Origin of the sequence: Lichenibacterium dinghuense (assembly GCF_021730615.1) — a bacterium.
GTDB lineage: Bacteria > Pseudomonadota > Alphaproteobacteria > Rhizobiales > Beijerinckiaceae > Lichenihabitans > Lichenihabitans dinghuensis.
In genome coordinates, this window is the sequence record NZ_JAJLMN010000001.1 from 3,339,675 (window position 1) to 3,364,748 (window position 25,074).

Genomic DNA, 25,074 nt, shown 5'->3' on the forward strand with positions numbered 1-25,074 from the left:
GCGCGCTGCGGGGCTCAATCGTCCTTGCGGTGGCCGCGGCCGTGCTGGTCCTTGAGGGCGCCCTTTTGCGCGGCCTCCTCCTTCTCGGCCTTGCCGACGACGCCCTTCGTGGTGCCGTCGTCCTGCGCGCCGTTCGCGTGCGCGGCGGAGGCCGAGGCCTTCGGCTCGCCCTTGTTCTCCTTCGGGTGCGGCACCTTCCCACCTTCGGTCACGGGGCCGGGCTCGCCCGCGCGCGAGGGTGCCGCCTCGGTCGGCATGGCCTTGGCGTTGGCCAGCGACGAGCCGTCGTCGGAATGGGGTTGGCTGGACATGGCGGGTGCTCCTGATGAGGACCCGTCAAGGCGGTGCCGCCGTCGCGGGTTGCCGGCCTGCGGCCATCGGTCCGGACATCCATTCCCTCGTCTCGCTGCCGCGACCGGCTTTCGCCGTCGCCGAGAGGTCGACGGCTCATCGACCCCCGCCACGGAGGCGACCGAGGTCCCGTCCACCCCATCGGATAGGCCGTCCGTCGGTCTGCCATCGGGCGACTCGTCACGCAGATGAGGGGACGGGCTCGCCGCACCCCGATTTTCCGGCACCCGGCAGACACCCTCTTCAGCAGGTTCGAGGTGACTGCCGCTGTCAAGCTCGCTTGAGCTTCCGCATGGGACGATCCGTGCCTGGCCTCTACGCCTCTGAGAGCACGACCCGCCTCTACAGATTCCCGCTCTCGGTGGATCACGTCCGTCAAGATGGTGTAGTTTGGTCGGGTGTTCACCGCGGTCCCCTGACGGGCAATCAGGCTGCGATGTGGGTCAAGGCCGTCGGCTCGTCGGCGCGGCCGGCCATGGTTTCGAGCGTCATGTAGCGGTGCTGGAGCTGCCACTCATCGTTCTGTTCGAGCAGGACCGCACCGACCAGTCGCTTGATCGATTCCTCGTTGGGAAAGATGCCGACCACGTCGGCGCGCCGCTTCACCTCCTTGTTCAATCGTTCGATGGGGTTCGTGCTGTGTAGCTTCGGCCAGTGCTGTTTGGGAAAGCTCATGAAGGCGATCACGTCAGCTTCGGCCTCGTCCATCAACTCCGCCAGCTTGCGGATGCGGGGACGCAGCTGATCGGCGACTTGGCGCCAGGTCTTCGACGCCGCAGCCTGGTCAGCCTGCATGAACACCGTCCGGATCGCGGCAGCTACCATCTGATGCTGAGGCTTGGACACATGAGCCAACGCGTTCCTCATGAAATGAACTCGACACCTTTGCCACGTTGCTTGGAAGATCTGCGCGATGGCGGCCTTCAAGCCTTCGTGCGAGTCCGAGATGACCAGCTTGACACCCTTCAGGCCGCGCTTCTCCAACCCGCGCAGGAACCCGAGCCAGAACGTCGCTGCTTCCGACGGGCCGAGGCCGAGCCCCAAAATTTCCCTGCGCCCGTCGGTGTTCACCCCCGTGGCGATTATCGCCGCCACCGACACGATGCGCCCGTTCTCGCGCACCTTCAGATAGGTCGCGTCCAGCCACAGGTAGGTCCACTCGCCCTCGATCGGCCGCTCAAGGAAGGAGTTCACGCGGGCGTCGATGCCCTGCAAAGCTCCGACACCTGGCTCTTCGAGATCCCGCTCAGCCCCATGGCCTGAACGAGGTCGTCGACCTTGCGGGTCGACACGCCCTGGATCCAGGCCTCCTGGATCACCGCCACGAGCGCCTGCTCGGTCGTGCGGCGCGGCTCCAGGAAGCCGGGAAAGTACGAGCCCTTGCGCAGCTTCGGGATCTTGAGATCGAGCGTTCCCAGCCGCGTGTCGAAGGCGCGGTGGCGGTACCCGTTGCGCTGCGTGGTGCGCTCCTCGTTGCGCTCGTAGCGGCCGGCGCCGATCTGGCCCTCGACGTCAAAGGCCATCAGCCGTCCCAGGACCTCTTCGGCCAGCTCCTTCATGAAATCGCCTCCGCCGCGCTTCAGCAACGCGTCGAGAAGTGGCAGTGTGTCATCGGTCATCGTGCTCTCCGGTTCGTGTCGCTGGTCAGCAACCCGACCCTACCAGGGGGCACGGTGATCACCCAGGAGAGCGGCGGCCTCCGCTATGGGCGGAGCTCCGCCCGCCGCTCTCGACCCAAAATCTCCACCACTCGATCGGACGCTACCCTCTCGGTGGGGCTCTTCGAATAGCCTCCGCGCCCTGATCGCCGACACGTTCCTTATGAAACAGCCGCGACTGATGCCACCTGCACGGCATGCGACATCGTGTGGTCGAGCGAGCGCCGAGCCAGCGCGGCTTCATCGTGGTCGAGAAGCGATGGCCGGTCCGATGCGGTCGAGGGCGGGGCACCTTGATGTCGCCGCCGCACGCCTCTCCCGCGCGGTCACCCCGTCCGGCGTGGAAGCCTCGCCAATCCCAAGCCGATCTACAAAACGCAACCCTGGCTCACTCGAACCGACTCTGAGAGCCTTCTCTGATTGGGGCTCTGGAGGTCAAGCGCTCCTGTCAGGTTTTTTGTCCCGTTCCCGCGGGTCACACGCTTCTCTTCGCGGTCGGCGTTTCGCCGCCGCATGATGGGGTCAGTCCGGCTCGGTCCCTCGATCTGTTTCACGACCTCGCGACGTCGCCGCGGGCTCAAGACTCTCAACGAGGTGGCCTTACCGATCGTCCCCACGGGAACGGTCCACATCACCCTTTCAGGTGAAGCTCGTGCGGGTGGCGGCTCGCGGTGTCCTCCGAGCGTCAGGCAACTACGGTGGCGGGCGCGGTGGTCGGCCCGGTGCCGAACCGAAAGTCGGTACCGTCGCTCCACATCCGGTGCAGGACCACGGCCAGCTTTCGGGCTACGGCAACGCGCGCCCGCGCCATGCCGCGATGCTTGGCGATCGTCATGCCCCAGGCCCGCAGGCTGGACCATTTCTGGCTGCGCACGAGCAACGCGTTAGCGGCCTCGTACAGGGCCGTTCGCGCCAGTTCGTCGCCGCATCGGCTGATCTTGCCCTGAATGTCGGTCTCGCCCGACTGGTAGCGCGAGGGCGTCAGGCCGAGATGGGCACCGACGTCGCGCGAATGGCCGAACCGATCGGGTCGGTCGATCGTGGCGCGAAACGCCAGGGCGGTGATCGGGCCGACGCCGGGTGCGCTCATCAGCCGCCGACAGATCTTTTCCTCGCGCACGATCTTCAGCACCTGTTTTGTCAATCGGGCGAGCTGCTGGATCATCGTCGACAGTACAGTGAGCAACGGCTCCACCATCGCCAGCAACGCTGTGTCGTCCGAGCAGAGTTCGCGCACACGCTTGTCGAAGGCCGCCCGGCTCGGCGTGCCGACCTTCAGCCCGGCTTCCCGAAGCATGGCCCGAACGACGTTCTCGATCGACCGCATCTCGTTCAGCACCGTGCGGCGTGCGACCAGCAGCGAGCGCCACAGCCGGCACTGCTGCGACTTGACGTGCACCTGCCGGAACCAGCCGGTGCGCATGATCTGCGCCAGGGCACGCGCGTCGTTGCGGTCGGTCTTGTTGGGCATGGTCTTCATGGCGGCGTTGGCCTGCCGTGTCTCGATGCTGTTAATTTCCACCAAGATCTGACCCAGGCTTTCCACTGAGAACTGACCCGTCCTGATGGTGGCTGGTTGGTCAGCGAGCGGTCAAGTCCTTTGCTTTCTCCTTGGTGGGTTTGGAGGCCTTTGCCGAACTGTTCCTGAAACGGAAGCTGTCGTTTCCGGTTTCCAGGATATGGCAGTGGTGAGTGAGGCGGTCGAGCAAGGCCGTGGTCATCTTGGCATCTCCGAAGACTGTGGCCCACTCCGAAAAACTCAGATTAGTGGTGATCACGACGCTGGTACGTTCATACAGTCTGCTTAGCAGATGGAACAGCAAGGCACCACCCGAGGCGCTGAACGGCAAGTATCCCAGTTCATCGAGGATAACGACATCCGAATGGACAAGTCGGCCGGCGATCTGTCCGCCCTTTCCTTGAGCTTTCTCCTGTTCAAGGGCGTTGACGAGTTCCACGGTGGAGAAGAAACGGACTCGCTTGCGATGTTGCTCGATGGCTTGGATGCCGAGGGCTGTGGCGATGTGAGTCTTGCCAGTGCCAGGACCTCCGACCAGAACGATGTTGTGAGCATCGTCCAGGAACTCGCAACGATGGAGCTGGCGGACGAGAGCTTCGTTGATCTCGCTGCTGGTGAAGTCGAAGCCGTTGAGATCGCGGTAGCTCGGGAAGCGGGCAGCCTTGAGCTGGTAGGCTGTTGAACGGACTTCCCGCTCGGCTGTTTCTGCCTTCAGGAGCTGCGACAGGATCGGCATGGCCGCCTCGAACGCCGGCGCGCCCTGTTGGGTCAGCTCCTCGACGGCTTGGGCCATGCCGTGCATCTTCAGGCTCCGCAGCATGATGACGATGGCTCCGCTGGCCGGGTTATGGCGCATGACGCACCTCCCTGGCCCGACGCAAAGCGTCGTAGCGTTCGACGTTGGCCCGCGGTTCGGTGACCAGCGTGAGCGCCTGGGGAGTGTCGACCGTCGGCGCAGTCGGCGGTGTGCCGTCGATCAGTCGGTGCAGCAGGTTGATGATGTGGGTCTTGGCCGGCACGCCGGCCTTCAAGGCCAGTTCGACGGCCGTGAGCACGGCTTCCTCGTCATGCTGGAGGACCAGGGCCAGGATCTCGACCATCTCGCGGTCGCCACCTGGCGTCTTGAGCAGGTGCTGCTGCAGGGCCCTGAAAGCGTCCGGCATCTTGGCGAAGGGCGCGCCGTTCCGCAGTGCACCAGGTTTGCGTTGCACGACCGCCAAGTAATGACGCCAGTCGTAAACCGTCTCGCTCCGACGATCATGGGACCGAGCGAAGACGCGACGGTGCTCACCGATGGCTTGTCCGTCGGCGACGAGGAGGATGCGGTCGGGATAAACGCGCAGACTGACTGGGCGGTTGGCGAAGGACGCAGGCACGCTGTAGCGGTTGCGCTCCAGATGGACGAGGCAAGTCGGAGAAACGCGTTTGGTGTACTCGACGAAGCCGTCGAACGGTCGAGGCACAGCCATCAGATGCCGGACTTCCTCGGCCCAAATTTCGGCGATCGTGCCGGGCTGCGATCCGTGCGGCGTCACAGCCCACAACTCCCTGCATCGTTTCTCCAGCCAGTCGTTGAGCGCATCCAGGGAAGGGAAGCTCGGCATGGGCTGCCAAAGCCGATGACGGGCGTCCTGCACGTTCTTCTCGATCTGCCCCTTCTCCCAACCGGAGGCTGGATTGCAGAACTCAGCCTGGAAAAGATAATGGCTGACCATGGCCGAGAAACGGATGTTGACTTGTCGTTGCTTGCCGCGGCCGACCTTGTCGACGGCAGTCTTCATGTTGTCGTAGATGCCGCGTTGCGGCACTCCACCCAGGACGCGGAACGCGTGGACATGAGCGTCGAACAGCATCTCGTGGGTTTGTAGTAGGTAGGCCCGGAGGGTAAAGGCACGACTATAGGACAGTTTAACATGAGCGACCTGCAACTTGGTTCGCTCATCGGCAATCAGAGCCCAGTCTTCTGACCAGTCGAACTGGAACGCTTCGCCCGGCGTGAACGCCAGGGGCACGAAGGTGCCGCGACCACTGCTCAGTTGCTCACGCTGTCGGGCAGCCTTCCAATCACGGGCATAGGCGGCCACCCGATTGTAAGAGCCCTCATAGCCGAGCCCGACGAGATCGACGTGCAGCTGCCCGATCGTCCGCTTCTGTTTGCGCGTCTTGGCCGACTCGATGCGCAGCATCGCCGAAAGTTTGTCAGCATATGCGTCGAGTTTACTCGACCGCTTGGAAGCTTTGAAGCGGGGTTCGACGTTTTCTGAGCGCAGATACTTGCGGACCGTGTTTCGCGATAGCCCGGTGCGTCGGGCGATCTCACGGATCGAAAGCTGGTCCCGGTAGTGCCAGCGTCGGATGACGCTCAATAACTCCATGTCGATCACTCCGATGCCCCCCACACAGCCGCGTGGGAGGAGGTGAAAACATGGGTCAAATCTCAGTGGAAAAGTTCGTGCCCCCTGGGTCACTTCTCAGCGGAATTCAACACTCGATGCAGACCGCCGCCAGCCCCGCCGCGCGCAGGCCCTCGTGCAGCCAAGCCGTCAACGAGCAGGCTTCGAGGCCGATCCGCTCGATCGGCAGCTTCAAGCCCTGCAGGGCCGCAACCAGCGGCCCTGGCGCGCTCGCGGCGCGCAGCTCCTTCACGATCCGACCCGCGTCATCGACCACGCAGATCGCGGTCTCTTCCAGGGACACGTCCAGTCCGGCATAGTACGTCATGGTTGCTCCTGTCGCGATGCTTGTGGCCGCTCGACACGGACCACGTTGAACCATCCGGGCAGGAGCAGCCACCGTTGGGCCTGGGCTGGAGCCCCAATCACCCCATCTGAATTACTCTGGCGCGCCAGGGAGAATGAAACTGAGAACTGAACCGCCCCGGGTTTCTCGGAGGCTGATTGGCTTGGAATTTACGCCGCCATCGGGGGGGCCTCAAGCGCGGCGTAGAAGGCTGCTTCGGCTTCGGCCGGCGGAACGTTGCCGATCGGCTCGAGCAGCCTGCGGTGATTGTACCAGTCGACCCACTCAAGTGTGGCATATTCGACGGCCTCGAACGACCGCCATGGACCCCGCCGATGGATCACCTCGGCCTTGAACAGGCCGTTGATGGTTTCAGCGAGGGCGTTGTCGTAACTGTCTCCTATGCTGCCGACAGAGGGTTCGATGCCGGCTTCGGCAAGTCGTTCTGTGTATTTTATGCTGACGTATTGTACTCCACGGTCAGAGTGATGAATGAGAGCGCCGACAGGTCGGCGCTGGTGTAGGGCCTGCTCCAGGGCGTCCAGCACGAAGCTGGTCTGAGCGGAGCGCGAAGCTCGCCAGCCAACAATGCGGCGGGCGAACACGTCGATGACAAAAGCCACATAGACGAACCCGGACCAGGTCGCGACATAGGTGAAGTCCGACACCCACAGCGCGTTGGGACGAGGGGCCTTGAACTGCCGGTTCACCCGGTCGAGCGGGCAAGCCGCCGAGGGATCCGGCACTGTGGTGCGGGCCTTTCTTCCCCTCACAACCCCTTGCAGCCCCAAGACACGCATCAGGCGCGCCACCGTGCAGCGGGCGACGCGGATGCCCTCGCGGTCGAGTTGCCGCCAGATCTTCCGCACCCCGTAGACGCCGAAGTTCTCGTCGAACACGCGGCGGATCTCGACCATCAGCGTCGCATCGCTCCTGGCCCGCGCCGATCGCTTGGTGGGGTCGGCCTGCCGGGCCGCGTGCGCGTGGTACGTCGACGGGGCGATCGGCAACACTTTGCAGATCGGCTCGACCCCATGAGCATCCCGATGCTCGTCGATGAAGGCTTTCATGTCCGTGAGCGGCGGTCGAGCTCCGCCATGGCAAAATACGCGCTCGCCTTGCGCAGGATCTCATTCGCCTGCCGCAGCTCGCGGACTTCGCGTTCCAGCGCCTTGATGCGCTCGCGCTCGTCCGATGCAGGGCCAAGCCTCGCGGCTTTGCTGCTCTCTGCTTCCTTGATCCAATTGCGCAGGGTTTCCCCCGAACAGCCGATCTTGGACGCGATCGAACGAATGGCCGCGTGCCGCGAGCTGTGCTCGCCTTGATGCTCCTGCACCATCCGGACCGCGCGCTCGCGGACCTCGGGAGAAAACGGGGGTGTGCGCTTCGTCATGGCTCCAGTCTCGCAAGATCAGGAGCCTCCGGGAAACCCGGGGCGGTTCAAACACCTACGTGATTGAGATCGTTATCTGATCGACGGACGGGAGCGGGAAGCACGCGTCGCCGGCGGCCGCAGAAACAGCTTTTGGGGTATGTGACGCTGTTCGATCGCTGGTGAGCCATGCGGGATTTTGGGTGACGGCGGGCTGAGAAGGGCGACGTATCGAGGCGGGTGTCCAAGCCTGCAAGAACCCCTCCGGAGAGAGCGATACGCCATGGAACAGCATGGCAACGTCATTGGCCTTCGTCAGCCTGACGCGATCGATGATCCCCTGACGGAGGTGCTGCGGGCCGGCGCGCGCCGGCTCCCGGCGTGGGCCGTGGAGTTGGAGGTGTAGGCCTTTCTGGCCGAGCGGGCCGGGTTGAGGCTGCTGCCGGACGGGCGGGCGCGCCTTGTGCGCCATGGTCATGCGCCCGAGCCCGCCGTGCAGATCCGGGATCGGGGCCGTCGCGGTGGCCCGCCCCAAGGTGCGGGACCGTGGCGCTGGCGAGGACGGGGAGCGCATCCGGTTCACCTCAACGATCCTGCCGCGCTGGGCACGGCGGACGCGCAGCCTCGATGCCCTGCTGCCGACGCTGTACCTGCGCGGCGTGTCGACAGGAGATTTCCAGAAGCGCTGTCGGCCTTGCTGGGCAAGGACGCCCCGAACCTGTCGCCCTCGGTGATCGGGCGGCTGACGGGCGAGTGGCAGGCCGAGTACGGGCGTTGGCAGGCGCGGGACCTGTCGGCGCGACAGTACGTGTACCTGTGGGCCGACGGGATCTATCTTCAAGCCCGGATGGAGGACCGGGCCGAGTGCATGCTGGTGCTCATCGGAGCCACGCCGGAGGGCAAGAAGGAGCTGATCGGCTTTCAGGCTGGCGTGCGTGAGAGCGCGCAGAGCTGGCGTGAGCTGCTGGTCGACATGAAGCGCCGCGGCCTGTCGGTCGCGCCGAAGATCGCGGTCGGCGACGGCGCGCTCGGCTTCTGGAAGGCGCTCGACGAGGTGTTTCCCGGTACGCGCCATCAGAGATGCTGGCTGCACAACGTCATGAACGTCCTCGACAAGGTGCCGAAGTCCGTCCAGGGCAGGATGAGAGCCGACTTGCGCGGGATCTCGGCGGCGCCCACCAGGGCCGAGGCCGAGAAGGCCATCGCGGTCTTCGTCGAGAAGTACGGGGCAAAGTATTCCAAAGCAGTAGATTGCCGCAGCAAGGACAGTGACTCTCTACTTGCCTTCTTCGAACTGCCGGCCTAGCACTGGGACCACCTGCGGACCACGTACCCAATCGAGCCCTTCTTTGCCACGGTCCGTCACCGGACGGTCCGCACCAAGGGGGCGCTGTCGCCGACCACCGCCAAGCTGATAGTGTTCAAGCTCGTCATGGCGGCTGCCAGGACCTGGCGGAGGCTGAAAGGCGAGAAGCTGTTGCCCAAAGTCGTCGCCGGTGTCACGTTCAGAGACGGGACCGAAGTCATCGACGTCCCGAAAGACCGCGTCGCCTGATCGGTGCTGTCACCCAGCTTCCACCATAGCTCACCGGCTTCGCCATTGCGATCGTGCCGGACTCGATATCTGACCCGAGGTGGCAAAAGATACATCTTCCATCGCGTTGGTCTTTCGCCACCTATTCGTCACCAGCCTCCAAGCGGACTGAACAATTGCGGCTATGTTAGCTCCCAACGGATCTCGAACAGGTGCTTCGATTTAGGCGAGATCTTCAGGCCGGCCTCAAGGTCGTCGAGGCTGCGGTCGCGCTTTGCCCTCAGCTCCTCCAGCCTGGGCGCCAGATTGAATATGATGTCGTCGCTCTCACGTTCGATCTTCTCGATCTCGCGGCGGGCCTGCAGCATCTCGATCGGCGACAGGTCCCGCCTCCGCCTCAGCCGCGCGCGCATCCCGTCCGCCTCCTCGCTGAGTTCCTTGCTGCGCAGCTCCTCCGCCCGTCGCACGTCCCGCACCCGCATATCGAGCTTGTCGCCCTCCGCCGCCTGCCAAGCGGCACTCTGCATCCTGGCGAGGTCGATGAGCCGCGCCTGCTCGGCTCCCTCCACCTCGTCCAATTGCGCGCCAGGGACTGCGACGTCCAAGATATCGAACAATTGGCCTGGCACCAGGAAGAAGCGCTGGGCCGTCTCTGCGTCGAGTACCTCACCGTCGTCAGAGAAACCTGCGAAGACCAGCGCTCCCCGCGGTGAGGCGGTCTCGAGCGCGGTGATGAAGGCCATATGTGCGACGCGGAACCAGCCGCCTTGTCCCGCATAGTGTTCGACGTCGCTGAAGCGGGCGAAGCCGGCCCGGCGCAACGCGTCGAGGTCGAACCGCACTCCCGCGACGGGCAGCGAACGTGCTGCTGCACGACCGACGATCTCGCTCGCCCAGCTATCGTCCCCGAGCGCGAAGTGGCGGGCGCCGTCCGCCCGCACATCCGTCCACCGCGTCGTCCAGGCCATATCGTTGATGCGGAAGGTGAGCGGCGCACGGTCATCCAGGACCGCAGCCGGCAGTTCCGCCCGCACCACGATGCCGAGCCGACGCGTGAAGTCATCGAGCAGGGCGAGCGTGCTCCTGTCGCGCGCCTCGAGCCGTGCGATGACACCCTCGTCGACGGCATCGAAGAGCGCGCGTCGGGCCGCCGCGAGATCTCCCGCGATGGCGACTTCGAGACGCCGCTCGAGCGCCGCGAACTCGCGCTCTACTTCCGCATCCGACCGACACGACTGCGCGATGCGGGACACCTCCGCCTCGAAGTCCACCGCCGCCTCGACCGCCCCGAGCACCGTATCGCTGGCGCCGAAGACGCCTTCAAAGATCTTGAACTTTCTTGTGAGGAGGTGGAGCACACGCTCCTCGACGCGATTGCGCCCGTTCTGGAGGTTGAGAACCAGGACATCGACGGCTTGACTGTAACGATGGCAGCGGCCAATCCTCTGCTCCAGCCGCTGCGGGTTCCATGGCAGATCGTAGTTGACGACGAGAGAGCAGAACTGAAGGTTGACGCCCTCCCCCCCGCTCTCGGTCGAGACGAGGACTGCGGACGCAGCGTTCCGGAAAGCCTCGACTATGGCCGCCCGCATGTCGGCGCCACGCGAGCCACTGACCGAGCCGTCGGTCGCGTGACGGTCGCACCACTCTCGGTAGAATATGGCGCTCTCGAGGTCCGCGTTGCTGCCATTGAGAGTTATGACCTCCTCCACCAAGCTTCGTTCGCGCAGCAGGGCCGTGAGGAACTCTTGTGTCCTGCGCGATTCGGTGAAGAGCACAGCCTTGCGTCGACCTCCTCGCGCACTGATGTCGTCGAGCATGCCCGGAAGGGCCTCGATCAGCCTGTCGCTTTTCGCGTCGGCCGTGATCGCTTCGGCCAGCGCGAGATAGCCTTCCACCTCTTCGATCTCTCCGGTGAAGGCCGATGGGGCTGCTCCACGACCGGTATCGGTTGGTGGATACGGGCCTGCCAGGACTGCGTCAGTACTGGGCCGGGCGCGGGCGTCCTCGACATCCCGTGCCTCCCGCGCGGCGGCGACCACGTGTTCGACATCGTCGAGCGCCGCCGCGTCCATGGCCTCGAACCTACGTAGCCTAAGCAGGACGTGCCGCAGAAACCCCGCCGTCGCTGCGGTGGAGGAGGCCAGGATCTTGCGCGCCGTCGATATGATCAGCGGGTTCGGCGGCGACCCGAAGGCGAGCGTCGCGTCCCGCTGCAGGTACGCCGAGATCAACTCGTAGAGCGCGTGCTCCTGTTCCGATGGATCGAACACACATGTCGCCGCGATCCGGTCCGTGAAGGCGACGTGGCCGCTCTTCTGTACGTCACTCCGCAAGTGACGCTTGACGACGGGCCTGATCAGGTCTGCCAGACGCTCAAAGTCGGCTGCTTTCGGGTTTTTCTTGTAGAGGACGGCGAAGTCATCGATCGCGCCGAGCATGTCATCGTCGATGAACGACATCAGACCATGAAGCTCCGCCAACGAGTTCTGCAGGGGCGTCGCGGTGAGCAGGAGCTTGGTGCGGCCCCGCAGGGCCGTCCTGATGGCCCGCGACTGACTCTTCGATGCGGCCTTGTACACATTTCTCAAGCGATGGGCCTCGTCCACGACGACGAGGTCCCACGGCGTTTGTTGTAGGGCGAGAGCTTTCGCGCTCGCGACGCCGAACGAGACGATCAGGATTCGTGCGTCCGCCAAAATGCTCCGCTCTTCAAGCGCCGCATCTATCCCAGGTCCGCCTAGGATGTCGGCCCGCAACCCGAACTTGTTGGCGAGTTCGTCGCGCCACTGGACCTGCAGCGAAGCGGGCACAATCAGGAGGATCGCGCGCCGACGCTCCGCCCATCGCTGGGCGACCACGATGCCTGCCTCGACCGTTTTGCCCAGGCCCGTCTCATCGGCCAGCAACACCCCCGGCGCGAGCGGGGACTGGAGAGCGAAGACCGCGCACTCGACCTGATGGGGCCGGATGTCGACGTGCGCGGCCGAGAGTGTCGGCATCAGGCTTCGGCCGTCGATGTGACTGGTCAAGATGGACAGCGCAGCCACCTGGGCATGGTAGGCCGTGAAGGTGGTATTCGTCCGGTGAGGGCCGCCTTGTGAGGGAGGGTACGGGCGAGGGAAAGTGACCGTATGGACAGCCATAAGGTCAGTGTCTTGCCAGAGCGCCTCACCGTCGTCGAACTCGGCCGCCGCCGTCGCTGGTCGGAAGAAGAGAAGCTCCGGATCGTAATGGAGAGCCTGGCTGCACCGCGGCTGGTGTCGGCTGTCGCGCGACGGCACGGGATCACCCGCTCGCTGCTTTCGGACTGGCGCCGGACGCTGAAGGTCGAGCGCATCGCTCCCGAGCCCGCTCCGGTGCCGGCCTTCGTGCCCGCCGTCGTCGTGTCGGAGCGGCCGCTCGCGGCCAAGCCCGTCCCGCGCCGGAGAGCGTCGCGTCAGGCCGCGCAGGGCCGCATGGTAATCGAGGTGGGGCGGGGCCGGCGCGTAGTGGTGGACGGTGCCGTCGATGCCGAGGCGCTCGCCCGCGTGCTCGACGTTCTGGACCGGCGATGATCCCGGTCCCGTCCGGCATCCGGGTGTGGATCGCGGCCGGCCACACCGACATGCGCCGCGGCATGAATGGGCTGTCGCTGCTGGTGCAGGAGGGCCTCAAGCGCGATCCCTTCGCGGGCGATCTTTACGTCTTTCGTGGACGTCGCGGCGATCTGCTGAAATGCTTGTGGCACGACGGGATGGGTTTGTCGCTGTATTCGAAACGCTTGGACCGGGGCCGCTTCGTGTGGCCGTCCACGGCGGGCGACAGCGTGCCCATATCTCCCGCGCAGCTTGGATACTTACTCGAAGGGATAGACTGGCGCCACCCACAGCAGACTTGGCGGCCGAGCAAAGCTGGATGATATTGGAGTAGATATACACAGGATCGACTCGGACCGTCGTGGCATTTCCTTCCAACTTGTGATCCACTCTCCCCATGCCAAAGCGCATCAAGCCCGAGATCGTCGACGTCGCAGCGCTGCGCGCGGCTCTCGTGGCCGCCGAGGCCCGGGCTGATCAGGCCACTCAGCGTGCCGACGAGGCTCAAGCCGCAGTCGATCGCGTCGAGGCCGAGGCCGCCGCCGTGAAGGCGCGGCTGTCGGGCGACGCCGCGCTGATCGCCCATCTGCGGCTCGAGATCGCCAGGCTCACCCGCACCCTCTACGGACAGCGCTCCGAGCGCACCCAGCGCCTCATCGACCAATACGAGCTCCAGCTCGAAGAACTCGAAGCCTCGGCGGCCGCGGACGCACTCGCGGCCGAGAAGGCCGCCGCCAAGGCCGCGGTGCCGGCGCCGGCAGAACGGCGCAAGCCCTCGCGCCAGCCCTTCCCGGCCCACCTGCCACGCGTGCGCGTCGTAGTGCCGGGCCTGACCGCCTGCCCGTGCTGCGGGGACGCGCGCCTGTCAAAGCTGGGCGAGGACATCACCGAGACGTTGGAGGTGGTGCCGCGCCAATGGACGGTGATCCAGACCGTGCGCGAGCGCTTCGCCTGCCGGGCCTGCGAGAGCATCACCCAGCCGCCCGCGCCCTTCCACGCCGTGCCGCGGGGATGGGCGGGGCCGAGCCTGCTCGCCATGGTGCTGTTCGAGAAGTGCGGCCAGCACGTCCCGCTGAACCGGCAGGCCGAGCGCTACGCCCGCGAGGGCGTGCCGCTCAGCTTGTCCACCCTGGCCGACCAGGTAGGCACCTGCGCGGGCGTGCTGGAGCCGCTGTTCCGGCTCATCGAGACGCACGTGATGGCAGCGGGACGGCTCCATGGCGACGACACCGTCGTGCCGGTGCTGGCCAAGGGCCAGACCAGCACGGGGCACGTGTGGGTCTACGTGCGTGACGACCGTCCCTTCGGCGGTGCCGATCCCCCGGCGGCCCTGTTCCACTTCTCGCCCGACCGGCGCGGCGAGCACCCGCAGGCGCACCTCACGGGTTGGACCGGGGTGCTGCAGGCCGACGCTTACGGGGGCTACGGCAAGCTGTACTTCGGCGAGCGCAAGCCCGCACCGATCATCGAGGCCGCGTGCTGGGCCCACGGGCGGAGGAAGTTCTTCGAGCTGGCCGACATCGAGGCCGTGGCGCGCCAGAGGGCCCGGAAGAAGGTGGCGGTGATCGCACCGCTGGCGCTCGAGGCGGTGCGGCGCATGGACGAACTGTTCGCCATCGAGCGCGAGGTGAACGGCCGTCCCGCGGCTGAACGGCTGGCCATGAGGCGCGAGCGCTCGGCACCCATCGTGGCGGCCCTGGAAGCCTGGATGCGGGCCGAGCGGGCCCGCCTGCCGCGCGCCGCCCTGGTGGCCAAGGCGATGGACTACATGCTGGACCGCTGGCCGTCCTTCGCCCGCTTCCTCGATGACGGGCGCGTGTGCATGACCAACAATTCTTCGGAGCGGGCACTGCGCGGCCTGGCCCTCGGCAGGAAGGCGTGGCTCTTCGCCGGCTCGAACCGCGGCGGCCAGCGGGCGGCGTTCTTCAACAGCTTGATCGTGACGGCGAAGCTGAACGACGTCGATCCTCAGGCTTGGCTGGCCGACGTGCTCGGCCGCATCGCGTCCCACCCGGCCCAGCGCCTCACCGAGCTGCTGCCTTGGAACTGGACATCGACCTCGGCGGCCGCAGACCTCGACGCCGCGGCTTGATCCGGGTACCCCTGACCCCGTCCTCGCCACCTCCAGCCGCGATCACGCCACGCCGGAAACCGCAAGAGCCGTTTCCGCGGTGCTCGGCGTAGGCGTACTGAAGGTCAGCTCTCCGAGCCTCTGGTGCGGGGGGCCTTCGGTCTCGGGCGTAAACTCCTCCCCCGGCCTGCCGTCCGGCTGTGATGCGATTTGAGCATCAAAAATCATTGACCGCTCTCTGGACCTGCTTTCGTAGAATCTGGTAAATTTTGAGAAATATCTCGCCAGACCGGATGAATTCTATACCGGCTGGCGAGAGAGAAGATCCGTATCCGCCTATGTCGGCTTTGAACAGCGCCGCTCCTATAGCTTGGTCTACCCTCTTGAGGCACTCGGTTATTGTGCTAGTGCTTTGACTCAGACGGAAGGTGCATCTTCAGCTTGGCCATGATGCTGGCCGCGGAGGCGGTCCACACGAAGGGCTTCGGATCGTCGTTGGCGTGGGCGATGTATCGGTCGATGGTGGTCACGAGATCTTCGACGGAGCGGAACACGCCGCGTCGAAGCGCTTGCCGAGTCAGCTTGGAGAAGAAGCCCTCGACGGCGTTCAGCCAGGAACACGAGGTCGGCGTGAAGTGAAACGTCCAGCGCGGGTTGTCGGCCAGCCAAGCCAGCACCTCGGGGTGCTTGTGGGTGGCATAGTTGTCCATGATGGCGTGGATCACCTTGCCGACCGGCACGGCCTCCTCGATCTGGTTGAGAAAGGCGATGAACTCCTGATGGCGGTGGCGCGGCGCGCAGCGGCCGAATACGGTGCCCTCCAGCGTGTTCAGCGCCGCGAACAGCGTGGTGGTGCCGTTGCGCTTGTAGTCGTGGGTGAAGGTCGCGCACTTGCCGGGCTTGAGCGGCAGCCCCGGCTGCGTGCGGTCGAGCGCTTGGATCTGGCTTTTCTCGTCGATCGACAGCACGATCGTGTGGCGCGGGGGCGCCATGTACAGGCCCACCACGTCGTCGAGCTTGACGGCGAAGTGCGGGTCGGTCGAGCGCTTGAAGGTGCGCACGCGGTGCGGCTGCAGGCGATGGGCGTCCCAGATCCGCTGTACCGTCCGGAGCGACAGGCCGCAGGCCGCCGACATGGCCCGTCCCGTCCAGTGCGTGGCTTCGCCCGGCGGCTCGCCCGTGAGCGTACGCTCCAGCACGGCCTGCACGTCCTGCTGCGGGGTCGCCGGCGTGCCGGGCGGCCGCGTCTTGTCGCGCAACAGGCCATCCAGCCCCTCCTCGGCGAAGCGCTGCTGCCAGCGCCACACCATGGGGCGGCTCACGCCAGCCTGCCGGGCCACCTCCAGCACGGGCAGACGCTCGTCCGACAGCAGCACAATGCGGGCACTGAACCGCCCCGGGTTTCCCGGAGGCTCCTGATCTTGCGAGACTGGAGCCATGACGAAGCGCACACCCCCGTTTTCTCCCGAGGTCCGCGAGCGCGCGGTCCGGATGGTGCAGGAGCATCAAGGCGAGCACAGCTCGCGGCACGCGGCCATTCGTTCGATCGCGTCCAAGATCGGCTGTTCGGGGGAAACCCTGCGCAATTGGATCAAGGAAGCAGAGAGCAGCAAAGCCGCGAGGCTTGGCCCTGCATCGGACGAGCGCGAGCGCATCAAGGCGCTGGAACGCGAAGTCCGCGAGCTGCGGCAGGCGAATGAGATCCTGCGCAAGGCGAGCGCGTATTTTGCCATGGCGGAGCTCGACCGCCGCTCACGGACATGAAAGCCTTCATCGACGAGCATCGGGATGCTCATGGGGTCGAGCCGATCTGCAAAGTGTTGCCGATCGCCCCGTCGACGTACCACGCGCACGCGGCCCGGCAGGCCGACCCCACCAAGCGATCGGCGCGGGCCAGGAGCGATGCGACGCTGATGGTCGAGATCCGCCGCGTGTTCGACGAGAACTTCGGCGTCTACGGGGTGCGGAAGATCTGGCGGCAACTCGACCGCGAGGGCATCCGCGTCGCCCGCTGCACGGTGGCGCGCCTGATGCGTGTCTTGGGGCTGCAAGGGGTTGTGAGGGGAAGAAAGGCCCGCACCACAGTGCCGGATCCCTCGGCGGCTTGCCCGCTCGACCGGGTGAACCGGCAGTTCAAGGCCCCTCGTCCCAACGCGCTGTGGGTGTCGGACTTCACCTATGTCGCGACCTGGTCCGGGTTCGTCTATGTGGCTTTTGTCATCGACGTGTTCGCCCGCCGCATTGTTGGCTGGCGAGCTTCGCGCTCCGCTCAGACCAGCTTCGTGCTGGACGCCCTGGAGCAGGCCCTACACCAGCGCCGACCTGTCGGCGCTCTCATTCATCACTCTGACCGTGGAGTACAATACGTCAGCATAAAATACACAGAACGACTTGCCGAAGCCGGCATCGAACCCTCTGTCGGCAGCATAGGAGACAGTTACGACAACGCCCTCGCTGAAACCATCAACGGCCTGTTCAAGGCCGAGGTGATCCATCGGCGGGGTCCATGGCGGTCGTTCGAGGCCGTCGAATATGCCACACTTGAGTGGGTCGACTGGTACAATCACCGCAGGCTGCTCGAGCCGATCGGCAACGTTCCGCCGGCCGAAGCCGAAGCAGCCTTCTACGCCGCGCTTGAGGCCCCCCCGATGGCGGCGTAAATTCCAAGCCAATCAGCCTCCGAGAAACCCGGGGCGGTTCAACTTCCACGTGGTGTTCACCCTGCCGGCCTCCATCGCCACCATCGCGTTCACCAATAAGGCCGCGGTCTACGACCTGTTGTTCAAAGCCGCGGCCGAGACCGTCACCACGGTGGCGGCGGATCCCAGGCACCTGGGCGCCCGCATCGGGCTCACCGCCGTGCTGCACACCTGGGGATCGGCGCTCACCCACCATCCGCACGTGCACATGATCGTGCCCGGCGGTGGCCTGTCGCCTGACGGAACGCGCTGGATCGCCTGCAGGCCCGGCTTCTTCCTGCCGGTGCGGGTGCTGTCGCGCCTGTTCCGGCGGCTGTTCCTGGACGGGCTCCTGGCCCTGCATGCGGCCGGCCGCCTCGCCTTCTTCGGCGAGGCCGTCGGGCTGGCCGACCGCGACGCCTTCGCGGCCCACCTCGCGCCCCTTCGCAAGGCCGAATGGGTGGTCTACGCCAAGCGTCCCTTCGGCGGACCGGAAGCCGTGCTGGCCTACCTGTCGCGCTACACGCACCGCGTCGCGATCTCCAACAGCCGCCTGATCCGGAGCGACGAGGAGGGCGTCACCTTCCGCTGGAAGGACTACCGCGCCCGCGGCAAGGCCGAGGGCCAGGGCTGGATCAAGACCATGACGCTCAAGGCGGACGAGTTCATCCGCCGTTTCCTGATCCACGTGCTGCCGAGCGGCTTCCATCGCATCCGGCACTACGGCCTGCTGGCCAGCGGCGCTCGGGCCGCCGCCATCGCCCGCGCCCGCGAACTCCTCGCCGTGACGCGGCCCCCGGACCGCCCCGACCGGAAGGCCGAGGACCGAACCGAGGAGCCGTCCCGGGAGCTTCGCCCATGCCCGTGCTGCGGCGGCCGCATGCTGGTGATCGAGACGTTCGAGCGCGGCCATGCGCCGCGTTCGCGGCTCCCTTCCGCCTTCACGGTGGACACGTCATGACGCCCTCGCTCACGGCCGCCCACAGCCACTGTCGTCCCGACCGCAGGCCGCTCGCCGCCGAGCCACGCAGGGCCTCGTCCCGATCCTGGCCGTCCTGCCACTGGACAGGCCGGTGCGAAGGCTGTCCCTCCTTCACAACCGCTCCGGCACGGCCCTGCGCGATCCGGCAGGGGCGCGGAAGCCGCGATCACCGGCGTGCGGCACCCTTCCGGAGACGGCTCACCAGGCCCCAATCCCCATAGGGGCGCCCTGCGCACCGGAGCGGGACGGGATCACCGGCTCGCGGTTTCCTCCTCCCAAGGCTTTCAGACGCCGGCCGTGAGCCCGGTCAAACCCTCGTCGACGGCCGGCATCTGAAACCCTTCAGACAGCGGAACGGCCGCTCTCGATCATGAGCATGGCAGAAACAGACGGCCGTCGGGCGTCAGAACCTCTGTGCCAAGCCGGCGAAGAAACCCCGCCGCTCCCCGTATTGCGGTGCGAACACGCCGATGCCTGAGCCGTCGCGCAGCTCGTAGGTGCGGTCGGCGAGGTTGATCACGTCGAAGCGGAAGGTCGCGGGCTTGCCGTCGATGCCGGCGAAGTCGCGGGTCAGGCCCGCGTTGAAGACGACGTAGCCCGGCACGTGGCTCGTGTTGGCGAAGCCGCTCCGCAGCCCCGAGCCGTAGATCATGTCGACGTTGTAGCGCGTGCCCCACAGCAGGTAGGAGGCGCCCGCCGAGGCCGTCACGGTCTGCGAATGGTCCGTGTAGACGGAGTGGTTCGAGATATAGTCGAACTCGTCCTGGTCGAACAGGAACTGGTTCGAGATCACCTGGCTGGCGCGCTGGCTGCCCACGGCCACGTTGCCGTAGGCGCGCAGGTCGCCGTCGTCGTAGTTTACCTTGGCCTCGACGCCGCGATTGTAGGCCTTGGCGTAGTTGAAGGCGGTGAGCACGTAGGCTTGGCCGAACTGGCCGTCGTCGAGCAGGTCGCGCGCGCTCTTGTAGTAGAAATCGAGCCCGGCCGACAGGGTGCGCGTCAGCTGCTGCGTCGCGCCGACGTCGTAAACGTTGGCGCGCTCGGGCTTCACGGGATCGTCGATCGGCACGGCGGGCTGCTGCGTCGTGTTCCCCACCGCTGCGAGGTTCGTCGGGGCCGCCAGCGACTGCTCGGGCGGGGTAAAGTTGCGCGCGTAGCCGGCATGGAACACCGTGCCGACGAACGGCGCATATTGAAGGTTCACGCGCGGGCTGAGCTGGTTCGCGTCCGTGTATTGGAGCTGCTGGTCGAAGCGCAGACCCGTGTTCAGCGTCAGCTCGTGCGTGATCTTCCACTCGTCCTGGGCGTAGACGCCCGCGAGGCCGCCGATCAGGGATGAGCCGTCGAAGGATCGGAACGGCGCGTCGATCGGGTTCCCACCGTCGTCGGTGGGCAGCAGCGTCGAGGCTGACGAGGCGCGCGAGCGCTCGACCTCGCCCAAGAAGCCGAAGCGCAGCGTATGGGCGTTGTTGAACGCGAAAGACGCGTCGCCCTGCAGGCCGTTGACGTAGCTCTGCCGGTACACGCCCGATGCGACGCCGTTGAACACGAGGTCGCCGATCTGGTCGGGCGCGAAGCGCAGGTCGCTGAAGCGGGAGTAATAGGCGAGCTGGGCGTCCCACTGGCCCACCACGCGCTGCACCGCCACCACGTTGAAGGCGCTGCGCTCGACTTGGTTCTCATTGATCCTGGCCGAATCGAAGCTGTCAATCCCGTAGGCCGCGAAGGTCGGCACGAGGCCCCGTAACGTCGGGATCTGGAAGGTCTGATAGTCGGCGCCGCTGATGACGCTCAGGCGCGTGTCGGGATCGAGCTGCGTGCCCGCGAACAGGAAGTAGCGGCCCTGACGCGTCAGGTCGTGGATCGGGTCTTGGGTCGGCGCCGGGTTCTCGATGCCGAGGTCGCTCTTGAAGTACCGGCCCGTGAAGAAATAGTCCCAGGCGCCGACGTGGCCGCCGTCCTCGAACAGCGGCGTGATCGTGCCGAAGGTGCCGCCATAGAGGCTGGCTTTGCCGCCGTTGTCGAAGGCGTCGGTGCGGCTCTGGACGTCGATGAGGGCCGCTGTGCGCAGGCCGAACTCGGCCGGCAGCGCCCCGTCGACCAGCGTCAGACGGCCGACGAAGCTGGTTTCCAGGAGCTGCCCGAAGCCCGACACGCCATCGGGCAAGCGGATGCCGTTGATGCGGTACTGGACGTTGGCGTGCTCGTTGCGCACGTGGAAGTCGCCGCTCGCCGCGGAATCCCGCGCGACGCCCGGCAGCTGCTGGAGCACATCCTGGATGGGCGTGTTGTCGCCCTGCGGCAGCTCCTCGATGCCCTTGCGGCCGATGGTCGTCTCGTTGGTGCCGACCTTGGTCTGCAGCCGCTGTTCGGCGGCGTCGAAGCGGGACTGGACCGGCGCGTCCGGCCCGATATTGGACGGGACGCCCGCTCTGGCCCCGAGGCCGGCACCCGTGCCCGCCCCACCCCCGGCGCCCGCGCCGCCGCCCGCTCCCACAGCGCCCCGCGCGGCCAGCCCGGCCGCCGATGCGGCGCGCAGCGGGGTTCGCACGGCCGGCGCCTCCTCGCGCCGGACGAGGACGGGATGCGGCACTTCCCGCCGCGGTGCGGCCGCCATGAGCTTGGATCTCGGCGACGCCTTGAGCTTCGGCTTCGCGGCGGGCGCCTTCGGGGCGGCGACCGTGACCTGCGGGAGTTCGGATTGCGCGGCGGCCGCCGCCGACAGCGCCGCGCAGGCGAGGGCCGACAGACCGACGGTGGCCAGAAGTCGATCTCGCGGCGGCATCACGAACCTCAATTCAAGTTACGTTATAACATACCTCATGCCGGAGTTGCTCCTCAGCCGTCAATGCTTCCGCGGCGGCTGCGGCGAGGACGGATGAGCTGTTGCTCAGATGCATCAGCTCGATCACGGGCGACGGGCGTCGTAGTGCACAGGCACGACGAAGCTGAGCGCCGCGCCGCCCAACCCGGGCGGCGGCGGCGGGAAGGGGCTCGCGCGCCGGATCATCGCCTCGGCGGCAGCGTCGAGCGCCGCATCGCCCGAACTCGCCGCGAGCGACACGGAGGTGACGCGGCCGTCCTCGTCGATCGTGAAGCCGACCCGCGCCGTGCCGCCCTCGGTGCCGGCCAGCGGGCGGCGGAAGCGGTTGAGGTGCGGCACCAGCTTGCCGCGCCAGGTCGCGACGCGCGCCGCCGACAGCCTCCGCACCGTGGGCGCGGCCTCGTCCGCGGCAGCCGAGGACGGGGATGCGCTCGATGACTGCGCCGCCCGGACCGGCGGCGTCGCGGGCTTCTGCGGCTCCGGCCGGGGTTCAGGCCGTGGGGGCTCGGGGGGGAGCAAAGGCGCGGGTGCGTCGGGCACGACCTCGGACGGGGGCGGCTCAGGCGGCCGAATCTCGGGGGGAACCGGCGTCGGCTGGGGTACCTCGGCAAGCGGCTGCTGGGCCGCCCGGCTCGCCTGCGCGGCCGCCGCCGCGGCGGTCGCGTCCCGGGCCTCGTCGGCCGGCACGGCGGGCGGAACCTCGTCGGGCTTGGCGACCTCGCCCTCGACGGGGTCGAGCTCCACCGCGACGGCGTCGCCGCCGCCGGCGTCGAGCGGCTCCGGCCGGGCCTCGCGCACCAGGAGGAGCGCGACGCCCGCGTGCAGCCCCAGCGCCAAGGCGGCGGCGGCGATCCAGCGCAGCGCCGCTGAGCCGTTCTCGCCCGGCTGCCCGGCCGGGAGGCGCGTCATGGCGTCGCCGGCGCGTCGCCGAGGTCGAGGCCGACTAGCGCAATCTGCAGATAGCCGGCGCGGCGCAACGCGTTCATCACGCCCATGAGGTCGCCGTAGGGGATGGCCCGGTCGGCGCGCAGCAGGATGCGCGCGTCATGGTCCCCCGACGTGGCGCGGTCGAGCGCGTCGGCGAGAGCACCCCGGGCGACCTCGGCCTCGCCAAGCTTCAACGACAGGTCGCGTCCGATCGACAGGAACACGGGATCCTTCGGACGAGGTTGCGAGGCGGCATTCGAGATCGGCAGGTCCACCGGCGTGTCGACGGTCGACAGCGGCGCCGCCACCATGAAAATGATGAGCAGCACCAGCGCCACGTCGATGAAGGGTGTGACGTTGATGTCGGCGAGGGGCGCGAGGTCGTCGCCTTCGCCCGAATTCAGCTTGACAGCCATGCGCTATTCCGCGGCCCGCGCCGGCAGGCCGGCCGCGCGGGCCGCGTCCCGTCTGTCGAGGTCGCGCGACAGGCGGCGCATGACCTCGGCCGAGGCGTCGCCGAGCAGCGCCTTGTAGCCCGCGACGCCGCGCGCGAAGCCGTTGAAGATCACCACGGCCGGGATGGCGGCCACGAGGCCGATGGCGGTCGCGAGGAGGGCTTCGGCGATGCCGGGCGCCACGACCGCCAGATTCGACGTGTGGGCTCGGCTGATCCCGACGAAGCTGTCCATGATGCCCCACACGGTTCCGAACAGCCCGACGAAGGGCGCCACCGAGCCGACCGTGGCCAGCACGCCCGTCCCGCGGGCCATGCCCCGCGCCGCGCGGGCCTCGATGCGGGCCAGCGACAGCGCCGCCCTCTCCTTGATGCCTCCCGACGGCAGCGGCCCCGACCGCTCGATCTCCTCGCGGGCGGCCGTGATCAGGGCCGCCACAGGCCCTGAGGTCGCGACCTCCTTCCACGCGTCGCCTTCTGCGAGCTGCCGGAGAGCTTGGCGCACCTGCGTCGCGCCGGCGGCGAGCGCGGCGCCTTTGCCGAGCAGCAGCGCCCAGGTCACCACCGATGCCGCAGCCAAGCCGACCATCACGGTCTTCACCACGGGATCAGCGTGCAGAAACATGCCCCAGGGTGCGAGCGGGCCTACCTGCGTCCCGACTGATGGCGTGTCCATGGACCTCAGCGCTACGTTATAACATAATTATCCCGACTCCTATTCTGCAGCGCGACCGAGGTCAACGGACGGCGCTCGCGCGGCCCATCGCTCGCGAAGGAGGGGGAAGCGGATGACCAGATCGAAGGTGGACAGGACCGAGACGTCCATCGAGCGCGGCTAAGTTCGTTTGCCGATGATCCCTCCATCCGCCCCCGCTGAGTGTCGCTGCGACCGAGGCAAAGCGAGCGCCGGAGTCATCGGGCGTCAGCTTAAGAGTGCGCCACAAGGCGCTTGGAACGACGTCCTTGGGTCGACTCCAGCCGGCAACGGCCTGATGGCGAAGTAGGCTGGGCGGATCGAACCGCTTCCCCGGGTTGGCCTCAATCGGTGTCTGGCGTCGTTACAATCCCATCTCGATGGGCGCCGTTGACCTCTACTCGACAGGGTGGGCCTGCTCCGCGAACGCTCTGCGACTTTTGGCGACCGCGCCGGCCTCGACGGCCGGCGCCTGATTGCCCCAGGCGTTGCGAATGTAGGTGACCACCGCAGCCACCTGCGCATCGTCGAGCCGCCAGTCGTAGGACGGCATGGCGGCGCCAGTCGGCGCGCTCGGCGTCGCGGCGCTGCGGGCGCCCTGCAGCACCACCCGAATCAGGCTGGTCGGGTCGAGCTGCTGCACCACCGGCGCACCGGCCAGCGTCGGAAACAGGCCGCGCACGCCCGAGCCGTCGCCGCGATGGCAGGACGCGCAGCTGTCCGCGTAGATGGCGGCGCCAGCCTGCATGGCGGGCGTGCCGGCCGGCACGGGCGCGCCGGCGTCGTCCTGGCCCGGCTGCGCCTTGAGATAGACCGCGATGGCCCGCAGCTCGTCGTCGCCCATGCGCGAGGACGACAGGCCGACCTCCTCAGCCATCGGCCCGGACGAGGCCGCCTGCCTATTGTGGCCGGTCTTGAGGTACTCGACCACGTCCTCGACCGACCAGGACCCGATGCCGCGCCGTTGGTCGCCGGTGATGTTGGGCGCCGTCCAGCCCTGGATGACGTTGCCCTGGTAGAGCTTCGCGGTCTCGTCGCCGCCGAGGATCGTCTTCGGCGTGTGGCAGGCGCCGCAGTGCTCCGGCCCGGTCACCAGGTAGGCGCCGCGGTTGTAGACGTCGTCGTGGGCCGGGTCGGGCGCGAAACGGGCGTCGCGGAAGTAGAGCAGGTTCCAGGCCCGCATGCCGAGCCGGATGTTCAGCGGAAACGGCAGCGTGTCCGACACGACCTCCTTGTGCACGGGCTTCAGCGTCTTGAGGTAGGCGTGAATGGCGTCCACGTCCCGCCGCGTCATGTGCGTGTAGTAGGGGTAGGGCATGGCCGGGTAGATCTGGTGCCCGTCCTTGCCGAAGCCGTGCCACAGCGCGTCGGCGAAATCGTCGTCGGTCCACGAGCCGATGCCGGTCTCGCGATCCGGTGTGATGTTGGAGGACACAATTACGCCGAAGGGCGTCTCGATCGCCCGCCCGCCCGCGAAGGGCTCGCCGCCGTCCTTGGCGGTGTGGCAGGCCGCGCAGTCTGCGATCGTCAGCATGGTGCGGCCGTACTCGACCTCCGAGAAGCTCTGCGCGTCGCCGTGGCTCTCGGCCTGCGGGCCGGAGGGCAGCTTGGGGTCGGTCACCACGTAGGCGGCCGCGAGCGCGCCGGCGCCGAGGCAGGCGACCGCGGCGGCGCCGAGGAGGAGTTTGCGCAT

15 protein-coding genes, 5 pseudogenes and 2 other annotated features are annotated in these 25,074 nt (G+C 67.1%); of the genes and pseudogenes, 6 read left to right on the plus strand and 14 right to left on the minus strand.

All coding sequences use genetic code 11. From position 1 onward, the window contains the following. Positions 1-14 precede the first annotated feature (14 nt). From L7N97_RS15950 to L7N97_RS15980, 7 genes and pseudogenes are all read right to left on the minus strand, one after another. Positions 15-311, minus strand: a complete 297-nt coding sequence (locus L7N97_RS15950; protein ID WP_237479300.1) for a hypothetical protein — start codon at positions 309-311, stop codon at positions 15-17. Between the two features lie 466 nt (positions 312-777). Then, a pseudogene (locus tag L7N97_RS15955) lies at positions 778-1,970 on the minus strand (IS256 family transposase). Between the two features lie 724 nt (positions 1,971-2,694). After that, positions 2,695-3,555, minus strand: a complete 861-nt coding sequence (locus L7N97_RS15960) for an IS110 family RNA-guided transposase (RefSeq protein ID WP_309242807.1) — start codon at positions 3,553-3,555, stop codon at positions 2,695-2,697. Between the two features lie 34 nt (positions 3,556-3,589). Then, the gene (istB, locus tag L7N97_RS15965; RefSeq protein ID WP_237478210.1) at positions 3,590-4,384 is read right to left on the minus strand and encodes an IS21-like element helper ATPase IstB; all 795 of its coding nucleotides are present in this window, start codon (positions 4,382-4,384) and stop codon (positions 3,590-3,592) included. Beyond that, on the minus strand, positions 4,374-5,903 hold the full coding sequence (gene istA / locus L7N97_RS15970) for an IS21 family transposase (protein ID WP_237482264.1): 1,530 nt from the start codon (positions 5,901-5,903) through the stop codon (positions 4,374-4,376). Before istA ends, istB begins: the two co-directional genes overlap by 11 nt. A gap of 112 nt (positions 5,904-6,015) precedes the next feature. Next, a pseudogene (locus L7N97_RS15975) lies at positions 6,016-6,249 on the minus strand (IS110 family transposase); the annotation flags it as partial. Positions 6,250-6,437: 188 nt separating this feature from the next. Then, positions 6,438-7,660 (minus strand): IS3 family transposase gene (locus L7N97_RS15980; RefSeq protein ID WP_237479301.1). Its coding sequence is split into 2 segments (ribosomal slippage): positions 6,438-7,372 and positions 7,372-7,660, totalling 1,224 coding nucleotides; the frame shifts between segments, so codons are not numbered across the junction. Further along, positions 7,263-7,379: a sequence feature (AL1L pseudoknot), on the minus strand. (Overlaps the previous gene by 117 nt.) Positions 7,661-7,922: 262 nt before the next feature. On the opposite strand from L7N97_RS15980, the pseudogene L7N97_RS15985 reads away from it, so the two are divergent. Continuing rightward, a pseudogene (locus L7N97_RS15985) lies at positions 7,923-9,194 on the plus strand (IS256 family transposase). A 161-nt stretch (positions 9,195-9,355) separates the two neighbouring features. Here L7N97_RS15985 and L7N97_RS15990 read toward each other — a convergent pair. Continuing rightward, entirely contained in the window at positions 9,356-12,223 is a 2,868-nt protein-coding gene (locus tag L7N97_RS15990; protein WP_237479302.1) for an SNF2-related protein, read from the minus strand. Positions 12,224-12,307: 84 nt separating this feature from the next. On the opposite strand from L7N97_RS15990, the gene tnpA reads away from it, so the two are divergent. From tnpA to tnpC, 3 genes are all read left to right on the plus strand, one after another. Beyond that, positions 12,308-12,730: an IS66-like element accessory protein TnpA gene (gene tnpA / locus L7N97_RS15995; protein ID WP_237479303.1), complete on the plus strand. Its 423-nt coding sequence runs from the start codon at positions 12,308-12,310 to the stop codon at positions 12,728-12,730. After that, the gene (gene tnpB, locus L7N97_RS16000; protein WP_237479304.1) at positions 12,727-13,074 is read left to right on the plus strand and encodes an IS66 family insertion sequence element accessory protein TnpB; all 348 of its coding nucleotides are present in this window, start codon (positions 12,727-12,729) and stop codon (positions 13,072-13,074) included. Before tnpA ends, tnpB begins: the two co-directional genes overlap by 4 nt. Positions 13,075-13,148: 74 nt before the next feature. Then, positions 13,149-14,843, plus strand: coding sequence for an IS66 family transposase (tnpC, locus tag L7N97_RS16005; protein WP_237479305.1), 1,695 nt, complete (start codon positions 13,149-13,151; stop codon positions 14,841-14,843). A 383-nt stretch (positions 14,844-15,226) separates the two neighbouring features. Here tnpC and L7N97_RS16010 read toward each other — a convergent pair whose 3' ends face one another. Continuing rightward, complete coding sequence (locus L7N97_RS16010) at positions 15,227-16,261, minus strand: IS630 family transposase (RefSeq protein ID WP_237479306.1); 1,035 nt, start codon at positions 16,259-16,261, stop codon at positions 15,227-15,229. Between L7N97_RS16010 and L7N97_RS16015 the strand changes: the two genes are divergently transcribed. Next, a protein-coding gene (locus L7N97_RS16015) for an IS3 family transposase (protein WP_237479301.1) occupies positions 16,260-17,482 on the plus strand; the annotation gives its coding sequence in 2 pieces (ribosomal slippage) (positions 16,260-16,548 and positions 16,548-17,482; 1,224 coding nt in all). The genes L7N97_RS16010 and L7N97_RS16015 overlap by 2 nt on opposite strands. Continuing rightward, positions 16,541-16,657: a sequence feature (AL1L pseudoknot), on the plus strand. (Overlaps the previous gene by 117 nt.) A 43-nt stretch (positions 17,483-17,525) precedes the next feature. Further along, positions 17,526-18,461, plus strand: a pseudogene (locus L7N97_RS16020) (IS91 family transposase); the annotation flags it as partial. A gap of 424 nt (positions 18,462-18,885) precedes the next feature. Here the strand turns inward: L7N97_RS16020 and L7N97_RS16025 are convergent. The 5 genes and pseudogenes from L7N97_RS16025 to L7N97_RS16045 all read right to left on the minus strand — a co-directional run bounded on the left by L7N97_RS16025 (position 18,886) and on the right by L7N97_RS16045 (position 25,074). After that, positions 18,886-21,267 (minus strand): TonB-dependent receptor, encoded by a 2,382-nt coding sequence (locus tag L7N97_RS16025; RefSeq protein WP_237479307.1) that lies wholly within the window; start codon positions 21,265-21,267, stop codon positions 18,886-18,888. Between the two features lie 123 nt (positions 21,268-21,390). Then, positions 21,391-22,215, minus strand: coding sequence for an energy transducer TonB family protein (locus L7N97_RS16030; protein WP_237479308.1), 825 nt, complete (start codon positions 22,213-22,215; stop codon positions 21,391-21,393). Further along, complete coding sequence (exbD, locus tag L7N97_RS16035; RefSeq protein WP_237479309.1) at positions 22,212-22,649, minus strand: TonB system transport protein ExbD; 438 nt, start codon at positions 22,647-22,649, stop codon at positions 22,212-22,214. The genes L7N97_RS16030 and exbD overlap by 4 nt, the downstream gene beginning before the upstream one ends. A gap of 3 nt (positions 22,650-22,652) precedes the next feature. Continuing rightward, positions 22,653-23,327, minus strand: a pseudogene (gene exbB / locus L7N97_RS16040) (tonB-system energizer ExbB); the annotation flags it as partial. A 451-nt stretch (positions 23,328-23,778) separates the two neighbouring features. Continuing rightward, positions 23,779-25,074: a cytochrome c gene (locus L7N97_RS16045; protein WP_237479310.1), complete on the minus strand. Its 1,296-nt coding sequence runs from the start codon at positions 25,072-25,074 to the stop codon at positions 23,779-23,781.

Coding starts and splice junctions, on each gene's coding strand:
- L7N97_RS15950 (WP_237479300.1), bottom strand. CDS start 311: ATGTCCAGCCAACCCCATTCCGACGACGGCTCGTCGCTGGCCAACGCC.
- istB (WP_237478210.1), bottom strand. CDS start 4,384: ATGCGCCATAACCCGGCCAGCGGAGCCATCGTCATCATGCTGCGGAGC.
- istA (WP_237482264.1), bottom strand. CDS start 5,903: ATGGAGTTATTGAGCGTCATCCGACGCTGGCACTACCGGGACCAGCTT.
- tnpA (WP_237479303.1), top strand. CDS start 12,308: ATGGACAGCCATAAGGTCAGTGTCTTGCCAGAGCGCCTCACCGTCGTC.
- tnpB (WP_237479304.1), top strand. CDS start 12,727: ATGATCCCGGTCCCGTCCGGCATCCGGGTGTGGATCGCGGCCGGCCAC.
- tnpC (WP_237479305.1), top strand. CDS start 13,149: ATGCCAAAGCGCATCAAGCCCGAGATCGTCGACGTCGCAGCGCTGCGC.
- L7N97_RS16010 (WP_237479306.1), bottom strand. CDS start 16,261: ATGGCTCCAGTCTCGCAAGATCAGGAGCCTCCGGGAAACCCGGGGCGG.
- L7N97_RS16025 (WP_237479307.1), bottom strand. CDS start 21,267: ATGCCGCCGCGAGATCGACTTCTGGCCACCGTCGGTCTGTCGGCCCTC.
- L7N97_RS16030 (WP_237479308.1), bottom strand. CDS start 22,215: ATGACGCGCCTCCCGGCCGGGCAGCCGGGCGAGAACGGCTCAGCGGCG.
- exbD (WP_237479309.1), bottom strand. CDS start 22,649: ATGGCTGTCAAGCTGAATTCGGGCGAAGGCGACGACCTCGCGCCCCTC.
- L7N97_RS16045 (WP_237479310.1), bottom strand. CDS start 25,074: ATGCGCAAACTCCTCCTCGGCGCCGCCGCGGTCGCCTGCCTCGGCGCC.